Source organism: Dorea acetigenes (assembly GCF_025567385.1).
Lineage (GTDB): Bacteria > Bacillota > Clostridia > Lachnospirales > Lachnospiraceae > Claveliimonas > Claveliimonas acetigenes.
This window is the reverse complement of sequence record NZ_JAOQJU010000006.1, coordinates 2,501-17,490: the sequence shown is the minus strand read 5'-3', so window position 1 is coordinate 17,490 and position 14,990 is coordinate 2,501. Positions and strand designations below refer to the sequence as shown.

General features: G+C 46.0%; 16 protein-coding genes and 2 tRNA genes. 17 read left to right on the top strand and 1 reads right to left on the bottom strand.

The features are described from left to right. Positions 1-13 precede the first annotated feature (13 nt). From nadC to OCV99_RS07265, 7 genes are all read left to right on the top strand, one after another. Positions 14-865: a carboxylating nicotinate-nucleotide diphosphorylase gene (nadC, locus tag OCV99_RS07295; RefSeq protein ID WP_227193482.1), complete on the top strand. Its 852-nt coding sequence runs from the start codon at positions 14-16 to the stop codon at positions 863-865. Between the two features lie 22 nt (positions 866-887). Continuing rightward, positions 888-1,406: a transcription repressor NadR gene (locus tag OCV99_RS07290; protein WP_158369437.1), complete on the top strand. Its 519-nt coding sequence runs from the start codon at positions 888-890 to the stop codon at positions 1,404-1,406. Positions 1,407-1,595: 189 nt separating this feature from the next. Continuing rightward, on the top strand, positions 1,596-2,555 hold the full coding sequence (locus tag OCV99_RS07285) for an Rpn family recombination-promoting nuclease/putative transposase (RefSeq protein WP_158369436.1): 960 nt from the start codon (positions 1,596-1,598) through the stop codon (positions 2,553-2,555). A 32-nt stretch (positions 2,556-2,587) separates the two neighbouring features. After that, the gene (locus OCV99_RS07280) at positions 2,588-3,862 is read left to right on the top strand and encodes an L-cysteine desulfidase family protein (protein WP_158369521.1); all 1,275 of its coding nucleotides are present in this window, start codon (positions 2,588-2,590) and stop codon (positions 3,860-3,862) included. A 14-nt stretch (positions 3,863-3,876) separates the two neighbouring features. Further along, positions 3,877-5,085, top strand: a complete 1,209-nt coding sequence (locus tag OCV99_RS07275) for an amidohydrolase family protein (RefSeq protein ID WP_158369435.1) — start codon at positions 3,877-3,879, stop codon at positions 5,083-5,085. Between the two features lie 158 nt (positions 5,086-5,243). Beyond that, positions 5,244-5,546 (top strand): metal-sensing transcriptional repressor, encoded by a 303-nt coding sequence (locus OCV99_RS07270; protein WP_158369434.1) that lies wholly within the window; start codon positions 5,244-5,246, stop codon positions 5,544-5,546. Between the two features lie 33 nt (positions 5,547-5,579). After that, a complete protein-coding gene (locus OCV99_RS07265) occupies positions 5,580-8,117 on the top strand; it encodes a heavy metal translocating P-type ATPase (protein ID WP_158369433.1) in 2,538 nt (845 codons plus the stop codon). 20 nt (positions 8,118-8,137) lie between these two features. Here the strand turns inward: OCV99_RS07265 and OCV99_RS07260 are convergent, their stop codons facing one another. Next, positions 8,138-8,500: a VOC family protein gene (locus tag OCV99_RS07260; protein WP_158369432.1), complete on the bottom strand. Its 363-nt coding sequence runs from the start codon at positions 8,498-8,500 to the stop codon at positions 8,138-8,140. A 143-nt stretch (positions 8,501-8,643) separates the two neighbouring features. Between OCV99_RS07260 and tsaE the strand changes: the two genes are divergently transcribed. The 10 genes from tsaE (at position 8,644) to OCV99_RS07210 (ending at position 14,634) form a co-directional block, all read left to right on the top strand. Further along, the gene (gene tsaE / locus OCV99_RS07255; RefSeq protein WP_158369431.1) at positions 8,644-9,075 is read left to right on the top strand and encodes a tRNA (adenosine(37)-N6)-threonylcarbamoyltransferase complex ATPase subunit type 1 TsaE; all 432 of its coding nucleotides are present in this window, start codon (positions 8,644-8,646) and stop codon (positions 9,073-9,075) included. A 20-nt stretch (positions 9,076-9,095) separates the two neighbouring features. Continuing rightward, a complete protein-coding gene (gene tsaB / locus OCV99_RS07250) occupies positions 9,096-9,803 on the top strand; it encodes a tRNA (adenosine(37)-N6)-threonylcarbamoyltransferase complex dimerization subunit type 1 TsaB (protein ID WP_158369430.1) in 708 nt (235 codons plus the stop codon). Continuing rightward, entirely contained in the window at positions 9,800-10,834 is a 1,035-nt protein-coding gene (locus tag OCV99_RS07245; RefSeq protein ID WP_158369429.1) for a threonine aldolase family protein, read from the top strand. The genes tsaB and OCV99_RS07245 overlap by 4 nt, the downstream gene beginning before the upstream one ends. Before the next feature lie 19 nt (positions 10,835-10,853). After that, a complete protein-coding gene (gene rimI / locus OCV99_RS07240) occupies positions 10,854-11,297 on the top strand; it encodes a ribosomal protein S18-alanine N-acetyltransferase (RefSeq protein WP_158369428.1) in 444 nt (147 codons plus the stop codon). 97 nt (positions 11,298-11,394) lie between these two features. Continuing rightward, positions 11,395-11,622 carry a hypothetical protein gene (locus OCV99_RS07235; RefSeq protein WP_158369427.1) on the top strand — a complete coding sequence of 76 codons (228 nt, stop codon included), beginning with the start codon at positions 11,395-11,397 and terminating at the stop codon, positions 11,620-11,622. Positions 11,623-11,630: 8 nt separating this feature from the next. Beyond that, positions 11,631-12,539, top strand: a complete 909-nt coding sequence (locus OCV99_RS07230; protein ID WP_158369426.1) for a ribonuclease Z — start codon at positions 11,631-11,633, stop codon at positions 12,537-12,539. A gap of 19 nt (positions 12,540-12,558) precedes the next feature. After that, positions 12,559-13,587, top strand: coding sequence for a tRNA (adenosine(37)-N6)-threonylcarbamoyltransferase complex transferase subunit TsaD (gene tsaD, locus OCV99_RS07225; RefSeq protein ID WP_158369425.1), 1,029 nt, complete (start codon positions 12,559-12,561; stop codon positions 13,585-13,587). A gap of 2 nt (positions 13,588-13,589) precedes the next feature. After that, complete coding sequence (gene ispD / locus OCV99_RS07220) at positions 13,590-14,318, top strand: 2-C-methyl-D-erythritol 4-phosphate cytidylyltransferase (RefSeq protein WP_158369424.1); 729 nt, start codon at positions 13,590-13,592, stop codon at positions 14,316-14,318. A 77-nt stretch (positions 14,319-14,395) separates the two neighbouring features. Then, positions 14,396-14,481 (top strand) — tRNA-Ser (locus OCV99_RS07215). A 63-nt stretch (positions 14,482-14,544) separates the two neighbouring features. Then, positions 14,545-14,634 (top strand) — tRNA-Ser (locus OCV99_RS07210). Positions 14,635-14,990: the final 356 nt, after the last annotated feature.

Below are 14,990 nucleotides of genomic sequence, written 5' to 3'. Positions count from 1 at the left end.
GAGAATTGGGATTATGAATCAGATAACCATGACATTGCAGGCGGACCATTTGATTTTGGAGGCGTTAAAAGAAGATATTTCCAGTGAAGATGTAACCACTAATGCGGTAATGAAAGAGGCAGTTACCGGAGAAGTTGATTTAATCTGCAAACAGGATGGAGTGATAGCCGGGCTGGAAGTATTTAAGAGAGTCTTCTATTTGCTGGATGAGAAAGTGGAAACGGAGCTTTTCTGCAAAGACGGAGATGAAGTGAAGAATGGACAGCTGCTGGGGAAAGTAACCGGTGATATCCGTGTATTATTATCCGGTGAGCGGGTGGCGTTAAATTACCTTCAGAGGATGAGCGGAATCGCGACTTATACCCATTCGGTTGCAGCGCTTCTGGAAGGAAGCAAAACCAAACTTCTTGATACAAGGAAGACCACACCGAATATGCGTATTTTTGAAAAATACGCAGTGCGTGTCGGCGGTGGATTTAATCATCGCTATAATCTGTCAGACGGCGTGCTTTTGAAGGACAATCATATCGGGGCGGCAGGCAGTGTAACGAAAGCGGTGAAGATGGCGAAAGAATACGCACCCTTTGTGCGTAAGATAGAAGTGGAAGTAGAGAACCTGGATATGGTAAAGGAAGCGGTAGATGCAGGAGCAGATATCATTATGCTGGATAATATGTCAGTAGAAGAGATGCAGGAGGCTGTCCGCATTATTGACGGGCGTGCAGAGACAGAATGTTCCGGTAATGTTACAAAAGAGAACATAGAGAATCTGACGGCAATAGGGGTCGATTATATTTCCAGCGGTGCGCTGACGCATTCTGCTCCGATATTGGACATCTCATTAAAGAATCTGCATGCGAAGTAATGGACGGAGGTAAAAGGGATTTATGACTGGTTCTGACAGAAGGGCAGAGATTGTCCGGCAGATAAAAGAAAGTAAAGCTCCGGTTTCCGGGCAGAGAATGGCTCTTGCATATGGGGTGAGCCGACAGGTGATTGTGCAGGATATTGCATTGCTCCGTGCGTCCGGTTACGATATTATCTCCACGAACCGGGGGTATCTGCTGAACGCACCCAGGACGGTAAGCAGGATTTTTAAGGTTCAGCATACGGATGAGCAGTTGGAAGAAGAGCTGTGCTGCATTGTGGATTTGGGCGCCTGCGTGGAAAATGTCATGGTGAACCATAGAGTGTATGGGCATATGGAAGCGCCTCTTGGGATTAATTCCCGGAGAAAGGTGGCGGAATTTCTGGAAGATATCCGTTCCGGGAAATCCAGTCCATTGAAAAACATTACGTCCAATTATCATTATCACAATGTGAGCGCCGACAGCGAAGAGACGCTGGATATGGTAGAGCAGGCATTAAGCGAGAAGAAATTTCTTATAGCCGTGAGAAAAGCTTAAAAAATAGGATGAGAAGGATAAGGGTATCGGTCATCTGGTATGGTCGGTACTCTTTTTGTAAAAAGGCCTTGACAAAAACCCAAATTTATGTAAATCTATTGTTGGAAGTATAATCTATATCTGTTGAAGAATTCCTTCCGCAGTTCTGCGGATAAATCCCAAAAGAATATTTTATGCAAAGGAGAACGTATGGGAAAAAATGATGTAAAAATAAATCGATGGCTTTCGGAAAAGAAAAGGTATGCGGATTTGTTTAATGGAATCTTGTTTGATGGAAAACAAATCATCCATGCTGAAGAATTAGAACCGACTGACAGAAAAGCAGAAATCTTGTTAGAAGAGAAGACGGGGAAAGAGACAGCGGCAGAGCGGTATAGAGATATTGTTATGCAATGGAATCAGGGAATGGAGTTAGCAGTTTTGGCCGTTGAGAGCCAGGATAAGGTTCATTATGCGATGCCTGTGAGAAATATGATATATGACGGGCTTACTTATAAAAATCAAATAGATTTGATGTGGGAGAAACATAAGGCGGCAGAAGATAAAACAACAGACGCAGAATATTTGTCCAGATATAAAAAAGAAGACAAGTTAAAACCGGTTATTACACTGGTATTTTACTATGGAGCGGAACCGTGGGACGGAGAGAAAGACATTTATGGAATGCTGGGATTGAATGATAAATATAAAGAAATAGATAGGATGAAAAAGTTCGTTCCTAATTATCATATCAATCTGGTAGATGCAGCCAGAATAAACGATTTAGAAGTGTTTATGACGGATTTACAACTAATTCTGGGCGTGTTAAAATATAAGAATCAGAAAGATGAATTCATTCAATATATACATGAGAATCAAGACTATTTCAGCAGGGTGGATAAAGAAACTTATCAGGTTATGCGGGTGTTTTTAAACTCGGAAAAGCAACTAAAGAATGTGGTGCGAGAAGAAGATAAGGAGGAGATAGACATGTGTAAGGCTCTGGAGGAGTTATATGCTGAAGGAATAGAACAGGGAATAGAACAACGGAATAAAGAACTGATAATGGCGAAGCTGTCGCAGGGCGTTTCTATCGATGTGGTTGCTGATTTTCTGGACATGTCGATTGAAGCGGTGAAAGAGGTTGTTTCCGGGGAATTTACAGAATGATAGAAAGCAGTGGAAAAGAAAAGGAGAGCGGTATGGAGAGGACAAATGAAATTTATCAGGCATATGTACAGATTCTGAAGGAGGAGCTTCTTCCGGCGATGGGGTGTACGGAACCGATTGCTATCGCTTATGCGGCGGCGAAGGCAAGAGAAGCTTTGGGGGAACTCCCGGAAAAGGTACTGGTACAGGCGAGCGGCAGTATTATTAAGAATGTTAAAAGTGTGATTGTGCCAAATACAGGACATTTAAAAGGAATTCCGGCAGCGGCGGCAGCCGGGATTGTGTGTGGAGAGGCAGACAGAGAATTGGAGGTTATTGCCGGTGTAACTGAGGACGGGATTTGTAAGCTGCGGGATTATCTGGAAAATGTGGAAATTCGGATGGAGTATCTGGATGAGGGATTTACCTTTGATATTATTGTTACAGTGTATAAAAAAGAAGAATATGCGAAGGTACGTATTACCAATTTCCATACGAATATTGTGTTGGTGGAGAAGAACGGAAATATTATTGAACAGCATCAGGTAGAAAGTGAAGGGGAGGAAGAACTGACAGACCGGAGTCTTCTGTCCATGGAGAAGATATGGGAGTTTGTCAGATGTGTAGAGATTGACGATGTAAGAGAAGTCCTGGACAGGCAGATACAGTATAATACGGCGATTGCAAAAGAAGGATTACAGGGAGATTATGGTGCAAATATTGGCAGTGTAATCCTTAAGTCAGAAGGCAATGGGATCCGCAGCCGGGCGAAAGCCATGGCAGCGGCAGGTTCTGATGCCAGAATGAATGGCTGTGAGCTTCCGGTTATCATTAATTCCGGCAGCGGCAATCAGGGAATGACCTGTTCGCTTCCGGTTTTGGAATATGCCAAAGAATTAGATTCCGGTGAAGAGAAAATGTACCGGGCGTTGGTACTGTCCAATCTGACTGCCATTTATCAGAAGGTGGGGATTGGAAGATTATCGGCTTACTGCGGGGCGGTAAGCGCCGGAGCAGCAGCGGGTGCCGGAATTGCTTATTTAAATGGCGGAGACTATGAGGAGATTATCCATACGATTGTAAATGCATTGGCGATTGTTTCGGGGATTGTGTGCGACGGGGCAAAGGCATCCTGTGCGGCAAAGATTGCATTTGCAGTAGATGCGGGGATTATGGGCTATGATATGTACCGGAATGGGCAGCAATTTTATGGCGGCGATGGAATTGTGGCGAAAGGCGTAGATAATACGATTCATAATGTGGGGCGGCTTGGCAGAGAAGGTATGCGTGCTACGAACGAAGAGATTATAAAAATGATGATAGGATAGGGAAGGTGAGGAAAATGATTTATTGTGGAAAACATGTATTGACGGGAGATGGGAAGACCCATCTGATGGACGGCGCGGTAGTGGTAAATGCAGAGGGCGTGATTCAGGATGTGGGATTAAAGGCGGAGATGACAGCGAAGTATCCGTCGGAAGAGGTGAAAGACTATGGGGACGTGACCCTGCTCCCGGGACTTTGCGATATGCACGTGCATTTTGGATATTATTACAGCCAGCCGGATCAGGGAGCTTTTGATGACTTTATGATAGCTTATTATGCCCAGGAGCAGGCAAAGCTGGCTCTTAGCCTTGGGATTACGACGGTCAGGGATTTGTCTTCTCCCCATAATCTGTGCAAGCAGCTTCGGCTTGCCGGAGAAAAGGGATGGGTGAAGGTTCCGAGGATCATTCATTCCGATGCAGGAATGTGCATGACGGGAGGCCATGGATATGACGATGGGATTGAACAGGTGGACGGAGAATGGGAGATACGTAAGGAGATACGAAAGCAGCTTCGTGACGGCGCGGATTGGGTAAAGATTCTGACCAGTGGAAGGGTGAGCTTTCCGGAATTTACCCAGGAAGAGCTGAATGCGGCGGTTGATGAATCCCACCGTGTAGGAGTAAAGTGTGCGGTTCATGCAGGTTTGCAGCCGGCTCTTCAGATGGCGATTGATGCCGGCTTTGATACCATTGAACACGGAACCTTCCTTACCTATGAGCAGGTGCAGCAGATGGCTGCAAATGGACAGGCATGGGTTCCGACGATGACAGCGTATACCGTGCTTTATGAATTCTGCAAGGAGAAATTGGAAGCCGGATATAATAAGAGTGACAGAATTGCGGCAAAGGCAATGAAGGATATGGCGTTTTTTGAACCGGCATATAATGCTTATAAGGATAATTTTAAGAAATTCTATGACACAGGCGTTACCGTGTGTACCGGAAGCGACATGGTGCTTTATGACGCACCGCCGCTTCCGATTAACCGGGAGATGGAGCTGATGGTGGAATATGGAATTACGCCGATTCAGGCGATCGAGACGGCAACCTCCAATCCGGCGAAGGTTCTGGGACTTGCAGATACCATCGGACAGCTGAAGGCAGGGCTTCTGGCGGATATGATTGTGGTAAAAGGAAATGTGGCAGAAGATATTACAGCAGTCAATGATTTGGTTGATGTATACATGAGTGGAGAAAAGGTATATCATCGCAATGAAATGTAAAATTTAAAAGAGAAGCATTTAGAAAAAAGCGGCGCTATTATACATACCCTATGCGGGAATTATGTATAGTAGCGCTGTTTGTGCGTAATGGATAAGATTTTTTATATTGACAAATACCCCTTGGGGGTATAATATGAGAGCTAAGAGAGGTGATGGGTTTGAAAGAATTAAAAGAATGCTGTCATAAGACAAAGGAGCGGCCGGACAAAGAATACAAAGATTTGCTGAATCGGCTGAGCCGAATTGAAGGACAGGTAAGAGGAATTAAGAAGATGGTAGAGAGTGACGCCTACTGTACAGATATACTGATACAGGTTTCAGCGGTGAATGCGGCGCTTAATAGTTTTAATAAAGTGCTGCTTGCTAATCATATCCGAAGCTGTGTTGCACAGGATATCCGGGAAGGAAAAGATGAAACCATAGATGAACTGGTGGATACCCTGCAGAAATTAATGAAGTAGACAGGGCTGGAAGAATAGATGGAGGTGAAGATTATGGAGCAGTATCGAGTGACGGGAATGAGCTGCGCTGCCTGCAGTGCAAGAGTGGAGAAAGCGGTAGGGAAAGTACCGGGGGTAACATCCTGTTCAGTTAGTCTTTTGACAAATTCCATGGGAGTAGAGGGGGATGTGGATGCCCGTGCTGTTATAGAGGCTGTAGAGGCGGCGGGATATGGGGCGTCTTTGAAATCTGCCGGTGAAAACACCCGCGAGGGCGTGCAGACACAGGCGAAAGAGGAAGATTTTCTGAAAGACAGAGAAACGCCGGTTTTAAAGAGACGCCTGATTCTGTCTCTTTGCTTTCTGGTACCGCTTATGTATCTTTCGATGGGACATATGATGTGGAACTGGCCGCTGCCGGAGATTTTGGCGGATAATCATGTGGCGATGGGGCTTTTGCAGATGCTCTTAACCATCACGATTATGATAATAAATCAAAAATTTTTTATCAGTGGATTTAAGAGTTTGTGGCATAAGGCTCCGAACATGGATACGCTGGTTGCTCTGGGAGCAGGAGCATCCTTTGGCTACAGTACGTATGCGCTTTTTGCGATGACGGACGCGCAGCTGCGGGGCGATGCATCTGCGGTCATGGAGTATATGCACGAATTTTACTTTGAATCGGCAGCAATGATCCTGACATTGATTACGGTGGGCAAGATGCTGGAAGCCCGTTCCAAAGGACGGACAACGGATGCACTGAAAAGTCTGATGCAGCTTGCGCCGAAGACGGCGGTTGTTCTGAAAGATGGAAAAGAGATGGAAATTCCTGCCGGTCAGGTGAAGATTGGCGACATATTTGTGGTAAGGCCCGGAGAGAATATTCCGGTGGACGGTGTTGTGATAGACGGAAGCAGCGCGGTAAATGAGTCGGCTTTGACCGGGGAAAGTATACCTGTGGACAAAGTCCCCGGTGATTCTGTGTCGGCGGCTACGATAAATCAGTCAGGATTTATCAAATGCGAGGCATCCAGAGTGGGAGAGGATACAACCCTGTCCCGGATTATACAGATGGTAAGCGATGCGGCGGCAACAAAAGCGCCAATTGCAAAGGTGGCGGATAAGGTGTCAGGAATCTTTGTCCCGACGGTAATTGCCATTGCAGCCGTGACAATCCTTGTGTGGCTTTTTGCAGGTCAGAGCATGGGATTTGCATTGGCACGCGGGATTTCCGTGTTGGTAATCAGTTGCCCTTGCGCGCTGGGGCTTGCGACCCCGGTTGCGATTATGGTAGGTAATGGAATGGGGGCGAAGAACGGTATTTTATTCAAGACGGCTGTTTCGCTGGAAGAGACAGGGAAGACGGAGATTGTTGCATTGGATAAGACGGGAACGATTACCAGGGGAGAACCGAAGGTGACGGACCTTGTACCTGCGGAAGGAATCTCGGAGCAGGAACTTCTGAAATCGGCCTATACACTGGAGAAGAAAAGCGAACATCCGTTGGCAAAGGCAATTGTGGAGCTGGCAGAAGAGCGGAAAGATACGGATGCAGCTGCTGGCGAAGAAATTTGCGATTTCCGGGCGGTTCCCGGCAACGGGCTTTCCGGAAGACTGGGAGAAACTATGCTGTATGGAGGAAATCGGAACTTTATCAATGAAAAGGCCATCATCCCTGAAACAGCGCGGAAAAAAGCCGGGGAGTTTGCCGGGGAAGGTAAGACTCCGCTGTTTTTTAGCAGAGATAAAGAATATCTTGGGATGATAGCGGTAGCAGATGTAATGAAAGAAGACAGCCCCCGGGCAGTCAGAGAATTACAGAATATGGGAATCCGTGTGGTAATGCTGACCGGTGATAATGAGAGGACAGCACAGGCAATCGGACGGCAGGCAGGAGTGGATGAAGTGATTGCAGGTGTTCTCCCGGATGGGAAAGAATCCGTTATCCGTATGCTGAAGCAGAAAGGCAAGGTAGCGATGGTGGGCGATGGTATTAATGACGCTCCGGCGTTGACGCGTGCTGACATGGGAATTGCGATTGGCGCAGGGACGGATATCGCGATTGACGCTGCGGATGTTGTATTAATGAAGAGCCGCTTAAGTGACGTGCCTGCGGCAATCCGGCTCAGCCGGGCAACGCTTAAGAATATCCATGAAAATCTATTCTGGGCATTCTTTTACAATGCAATTGGGATTCCGCTGGCAGCGGGATTGTGGTATCCTTTCTTTGGATGGAAGCTGAATCCGATGTTCGGAGCAGCGGCAATGAGCCTGTCCAGCTTCTGCGTGGTGACAAATGCACTGCGGCTGAATTGGTTCCGTATGTATGATGCAAGTAAGGACAAAAAAATAAAAAATAAAAAGAAACAGGAGGAAATAACGATGGAAAAAACAATGAAAATTAACGGTATGATGTGCGGACACTGTGAGGCAAGAGTCAAGAAATGCCTGGAGGCGCTGCCCGAGGTGGATGAAGCGCAGGTAAGCCATGAAGCTGGTACGGCAGTGGTGAAGCTGAATAAGGAGCTGGCGGATGATGTACTGAGAAAGACGGTGGAAGACCAGGATTATGAGGTTGTGGAAATTAAATAGATTGCGCGTTTGCGCAATCTTTAACTGCAGATTTCAATCCAATATCCATCCGGATCGGCAATGAAATAGACGCCCATCGCTTCATTTTCAAAGCAGATGCATCCCATCTCTTTATGAAGCGCATGGGCTTCTTCTATGTTATCGGTCCGCATTGCCAGATGGATTTCGTTATCTCCAAGATTATACGGTCTATCCATATCCCGGAGCCATGTCAGTTCCAGCAGGTGAGGGGTGGTATTGTCTCCCAGAAAAACCAATTTAAAACTTCCGTCACCGGCTTCCTTTTCCCTGGTTATCGTAAGGCCGAGAGCTTTCTGATAGAATTCCAGGGATTTTTCCAGATTAAATACGTTTATATTGTTGTGGTAAAAAGAAAATTTCATAAATCCATACCTCCATAAATGATTTGTTTTGGCCTATTATAGCATGAAAAGTCTAAAAAATCTAAAATAAATATAACCTGGTAGCAGAAGAAAAAAAGATGTGGTATGATAAAAGTAGTATTTTAGAGGATTAAGGAGTCATTATGGCGAAAATAATAGAGACGAACAGTGAGCAGCAGACCTATGACCTGGGAGTGCGGATCGGGCAGAAGGCTCGGGCTGGTGATGTATTTACGCTGGTAGGTGATTTGGGTGTGGGGAAGACGGTGTTTACCAAAGGGCTGGCGTGGGGCCTTGGCATTGAGGAACCGGTAAACAGTCCTACCTTCACGATTGTCCAGATATATGAAGAGGGACGTTTGCCGCTTTATCATTTCGATGTTTATCGAATCGGTGATGTGGAAGAGATGGAAGAGATTGGATATGAAGACTATATTTATGGAGAAGGCGTGAGCCTGATTGAATGGGCAAACCTGATTTCTGAAATTCTTCCCGAACACTATACGGAGATTAAGATAGAGAAGGATTTGGAAAAGGGATTTGATTTCCGGAGAATAACTATAGAAGAAAAATAGAAAGCAAGGAAGGTATCAGCATGAAAATATTGGCGCTGGAAAGCTCCGGTCTGGTTGCGTCGGTGGCAGTGATGGAAGACGGACAGACTGTGGCAGAATATACGGTAAATTATAAAAAGACACATTCACAGACGCTTCTGCCTATGTTGGACGAGGTGGCGAAAATGACAGAGCTGGAGTTGGACTCTGTCGATGCAATTGCGATTTCCGGAGGCCCCGGTTCTTTTACCGGACTGCGCATCGGCTCGGCAACAGCAAAGGGGCTGGGACTTGCGCTGGGAAAGCCGTTAATCCATGTGCCGACGCTGGAAGGGCTTGCTTATAATCTGTATGGCGTCCCGGGAATTGTCTGCCCGATTATGGATGCCAGAAGAAATCAGGTATACACGGGCATGTATTCATTTGAAAATGGACAGCTCTGCGTGATAGAGCCGCAGATGGCGATTGGCATTGACGGACTGGCAGAAAAGTTGAATCAATGTGGACAGCCAGTGATTTTCCTGGGCGACGGGGTACCGGTTCACCGGGAATATCTGGACGGAAATCTGAAAGTTCTGCATCAGTATGCCCCGGCGCATATGAACCGCCAGAGGGCGGCGTCTGTGGGGGCGCTGGGAATGGAATACTATAAAGCGGGAAAATGTGAAACGGCAGCGGAGCATCAGCCGGATTATCTGCGGGTATCTCAGGCGGAGAGAGAACGGGCGGAAAGGACAGGTGGAAAATGATTTTATTTGAGTGTGATTATACGGAAGGCGCATGCCCCGAAATTATAAAACGGCTGGAAGAGACCAATTTTCTACAGACGCCGGGATATGGCGAGGATGAATTCAGCGAAAGTGCAAGGGAGAAAATCCGTCGGCTCTGTGGAAGGAAAGATGCGGATGTACATTTCCTGGTGGGAGGTACACAGACAAATTTCACAGTAATCAGTTCGATTCTTCGCCCTTACCAGGGTGTCCTGTGCGCAGAAACAGGGCATATTAATGTTCATGAGACCGGGGCGGTAGAAGCAACCGGGCATAAAGTGCTTGCGCTGCCAAGCAAGGATGGAAAAATCACGGCAAAACAGGTGCGGGATTCCCATGAATTCCATTGGAAAGATGCGAACCATGAACACATTGTGCAGCCGGGGATGGTATACATTTCTCATCCGACGGAAAATGGGACCCTATATTCCAAAAGCGAACTGGAAGAGCTGTATGCAGTATGCAAAGAACTGGAATTACCATTGTTCCTGGATGGTGCGAGACTTGGATATGGCCTGATGTCGGATGCCAGCACTATGACGCTGCAGGATGTGGCCGAAAATACGGATGTATTTTATATTGGCGGGACGAAGGCGGGAGCGCTGTTTGGTGAGGCAGTGGTGATTACGAATCCGACGCTTAAGAAAGATTTTCGTTATATGATGAAACAGAAGGGCGGTATGTTGGCAAAGGGACGGCTCCTGGGCATTCAGTTCGACACTTTGTTTACAGATGGGCTGTATTTTAAAGTGGCGAAGCATGCTGACGATATGGCAATGCGGTTGAAGCAGGCATTTATTGATAAAGGATACCGGCTGTTATTCGATTCCTATACGAATCAGCAATTTCCGATTATGCCGGATGAGCATTTGGAAAAGCTGAAGGAGAAATATGGATATTGTTTCTGGGAAAAGACAGATGAGACACACAGTGCAGTCAGATTCTGTACCAGTTGGGCAACCGGGGAGAATGCAGTAGAGGCGTTGATTGCGGATATTGCAGAATTGTAATAGCACAGGAGGAAAGCGTATGTTCGAGATTCATAAAATGCGAAAAGAAGATATAGAAGAGGTGGCGGCGTTAGAGAAGGCAATTTTTCCGGATGCCTGGAGTGCGGCGGCGCTCGAAGAGTCGTTGATGCAGAAGCAGACCATGATGCTTACAGCATTTGACGATAAGAAATTAATCGGATATCTGATTTTGTATTATGTGCTGGAGGAAGGAGAGATTGCCCGTGTTGCAGTGGAACCGGAGTACCGCCGACAGGGGGTGGGGGCAAGGATGCTTCTTGAAATGGAGAATCTGTGTGAAGATAAAGGAATTAATAAACTTCTGCTGGATGTGCGTGAGAGCAATCAGACAGCATATTCTTTCTATGAAGATTATGGGTTTGTGCAGGATGGGATACGCAAGAATTACTATACAAATCCCACGGAGGATGCTATACTTATGAGCCGTGAGATTGGCAGATAGTTGACAGACAAGGAAGTGTTTCCCACTGGAAACGGGCCTTGAAGGAAGATATAATATAGGCGTAGCACGAAAATAATTTCTGACGGAGGAATCTTGTATGCGCCAGTACAAATTAAAAGAAACAAAAGAAATCGATAAAATTATTTGTAATAAATGCGGAAAGGAAATTGCAGTAAATCATGGCTGCCCCACGGAAGATGTTTTATCTGTAGATAAGCGGTGGGGGTATTTTTCAAAAAAAGATAATCAGGTGGATTCCTTTGACCTGTGTGAAAAATGTTATGATGAGTTTGTTGCAACATTTGCTGTTCCGATAGGAGAGTAGAGGAAAAGATGTTAGATGTATGTTTGCTGGGAACGGGCGGCATGATGCCGCTTCCGTACCGATGGCTCACCTCTTTGATGGTGCGCTACAACGGAAGCAGTCTTCTGATTGACTGCGGCGAAGGAACCCAGATTGCGATCAAAGAAAAAGGATGGAGTTTTAAACCGATTGATGTAATTTGTTTTACTCATTACCATGGAGATCATATCAGCGGTCTGCCTGGTATGCTCCTTACCATGGGAAATGCGGACCGGACGGAGCCCCTGACTTTAATCGGACCGAAAGGGCTGGAACGGGTGGTGAACGCTTTGCGTGTCATTGCGCCGGAGCTGCCTTTTCAGATTAAATTTATTGAAATTACAGAGCCGGAGCAGGTACTGGAGATGAATGGCTATCGGCTGAAAGCTTTCCGGGTGAACCATAATGTGATTTGTTATGGATATACACTGGAAATCGACCGCGCAGGGAAATTTGATGTAGAACGGGCAGAAGCTGCGGCCATCCCGAAAAAGTACTGGGGTATCTTGCAGCGGGGCGAGACGGTGACGGAAGAAGGCCGCGAGCTGACACCGGATATGGTTCTCGGACCGCCGAGAAAAGGAATTAAGCTTACCTATTGTACGGATACCAGACCTACAGATTCTATCCGGGAGAATGCAAAAGGGTCGGATTTGTTTATTTGCGAAGGCATGTACGGAGAAAAGGATAAGGCAAAAAAGGCGAGAGAGTACAAGCATATGACATTTTATGAGGCGGCACAGCTTGCGAAGGATGCGTCGGTCAAAGAGATGTGGCTTACTCACTATAGCCCGTCGTTAAATTATCCGGAAGAATATATGGAAGATGTAAGGGCGATTTTTCCAAATGCTGTTGCAGCGAAGGATCGGCGTACGGTGGAATTGGTTTTTGAAGATTAAGATAGATTGAGGCGTAAAAATGAGTGAAATAAAAGATGTGTTGATTTTGGCAATTGAGAGTTCCTGCGATGAGACGGCAGCCTCTGTTGTAAAAAATGGAAGAGAAGTGTTGTCTAATGTGATTTCTTCACAGATTGCCCTGCATACTTTATATGGCGGAGTTGTGCCTGAGATTGCGTCCAGAAAGCATATTGAGAAAATAAATCAGGTGATCCAGGCGGCGCTTTCCGAGGCGAATGTGGCGCTTGGTGATATAGATGCCATCGGTGTGACCTATGGACCGGGACTTGTGGGAGCTCTTTTGGTGGGAGTCGCTGAAGCGAAAGCGATCGCCTATGCGGCGAAGAAACCGCTGGTGGGAGTTCATCATATTGAAGGACATATTGCGGCTAATTTTATTGAACATAAGGAATTGGAGCCGCCGTTTCTCTGTCTGGTTGTCTCGGGAGGACATACCCATCTTGTGTGTGTGAAAGATTATGGGGAGTTTGAGATTATTGGAAAAACCCGGGATGATGCGGCGGGCGAAGCCTTTGATAAAGTGGCAAGAGCAATTGGACTGGGGTATCCCGGCGGACCAAAGATTGACAAGGTGTCGAAGGAAGGCAATCCGCAGGCGATTGCATTTCCGAGAGCGCATGTGGAGGATGCTCCTTATGATTTCAGTTTCAGCGGCGTGAAGTCGGCGGTGCTTAATTATCTGAATGGATGTCAGATGAAGGGCGCGACTTGGAATCAGGCGGATGTGGCGGCATCTTTTCAGAAGGCTGTCACGGACGTGCTTGTGGAAAATGCCATGCATGCAGTAGAAGAGTACGGATTGAAGAAATTTGCCATTGCCGGAGGCGTGGCCTCTAATAGTGCACTCCGGAGTGCTATGAAGCAGGCGTGCGAGGAGCGGGAGATTGATTTTTATTATCCGTCACCGATTTTCTGCACAGACAATGCGGCTATGATAGGAGTGGCTGCGTATTATGAGTATAAAAAAGGAACCAGACATGGATGGGATCTGAATGCTGTTCCGAATCTGAAGTTGGGAGAACGGTAATTATGGAGAAGAAGCATTGCGCGGCGATTGTCCTTGCAGGAGGGCAGGGAAAAAGAATGGGAACGAAGATACAGAAACAATATCTGGATATTAGCGGGAAACCGTTGATATATTATTCTTTGCATGTTTTTGAACAGTCCCAGATCATTGATGAGGTAATATTGGTAGTTGGCAGTGGAGAGATAGAATATGTGCAGGAGAATATTGTAGATTTTTACCATTTTAACAAAGTAAGCCGTATTGTAGAGGGGGGAAAGGAAAGATACGATTCTGTCTGGAATGGGCTTCAGATACTAAAAGAGCGCCGGAAATCCGAGAAAGAAGAGAGTTTCGTATTTATTCATGACTGTGCGAGGCCTTTCGTAAATGAAGAAATGTTAGAGAGGGCTTACGAGGGGGTAGAAAAGTACCGTGCGTGTGTGGTCGGCGTCCCGAGTAAAGATACGGTGAAATTATCCGACAGAAACGGATTCGCGGCAAGTACGCCAGAACGAGATCGTGTTTGGATTGTCCAGACTCCGCAGGTTTTTGAAAGTTCGTTGATTATAGAAGCGTATTCACGGATGATGAAGGAAGAACATATTCAGGTGACAGACGATGCAATGGCAGTAGAACAGCAGATGCATGTCCCGGTGAAGCTGGTTATGGGTTCTTATGAAAACATAAAGATTACGACAGCCGGGGATTTGGATATTGCAGAAATATTTGTGAAAAAATATAAATTCTTGTAAATAAGTTATTGACGAAAGGATTTCTGTGTGCTAAAATAACGATTGCCGTCGACGATGGCGGTTGATTTTAATAATGTGGAGAGGTATCGAAGTGGTCATAACGAGGCGGTCTTGAAAACCGTTTGTCCGAGAGGGCGCGTGGGTTCGAATCCCACCCTCTCCGCTTCCGAAAAAAAACTACCAGGTAGTGAGGGTAGCTTTTTTTACGGGGAAATAAAGGCAATTTGGAGAAGTACCCAAGCTGGCCGAAGGGGCTCCCCTGGAAAGGGAGTAGGTCGTTAATAGCGGCGCGAGGGTTCAAATCCCTCCTTCTCCGTTGGTGAATATTGGATATTCACCCCAAAAAATATCTGAATTGAAATCGTGAAGCACAAAATATAGTGAAATAGTTTGTCTATTGAGCAAATGTTGCGTGTGTAAAAAACAAGTTAAAGAAATGTGAAAAAACTTTTAAAAAGTACTTGACACGAGGAAGATGAAATGATATTATGTTTGAGCTGACTCAGTGAGACAGCAAAACGGAACCTTGATAACTGAACAATAGACAACGACCCTGAAAATTCTAAAAAGAGAAAATTCAGAGAACAGCTAAGAACTGCGCGAATGAAGCTGAGATTTAAAAAGCTTGCTTTTTGAAATCGAAGCAAATGAGCATTGGCGAAGCCAAGATGA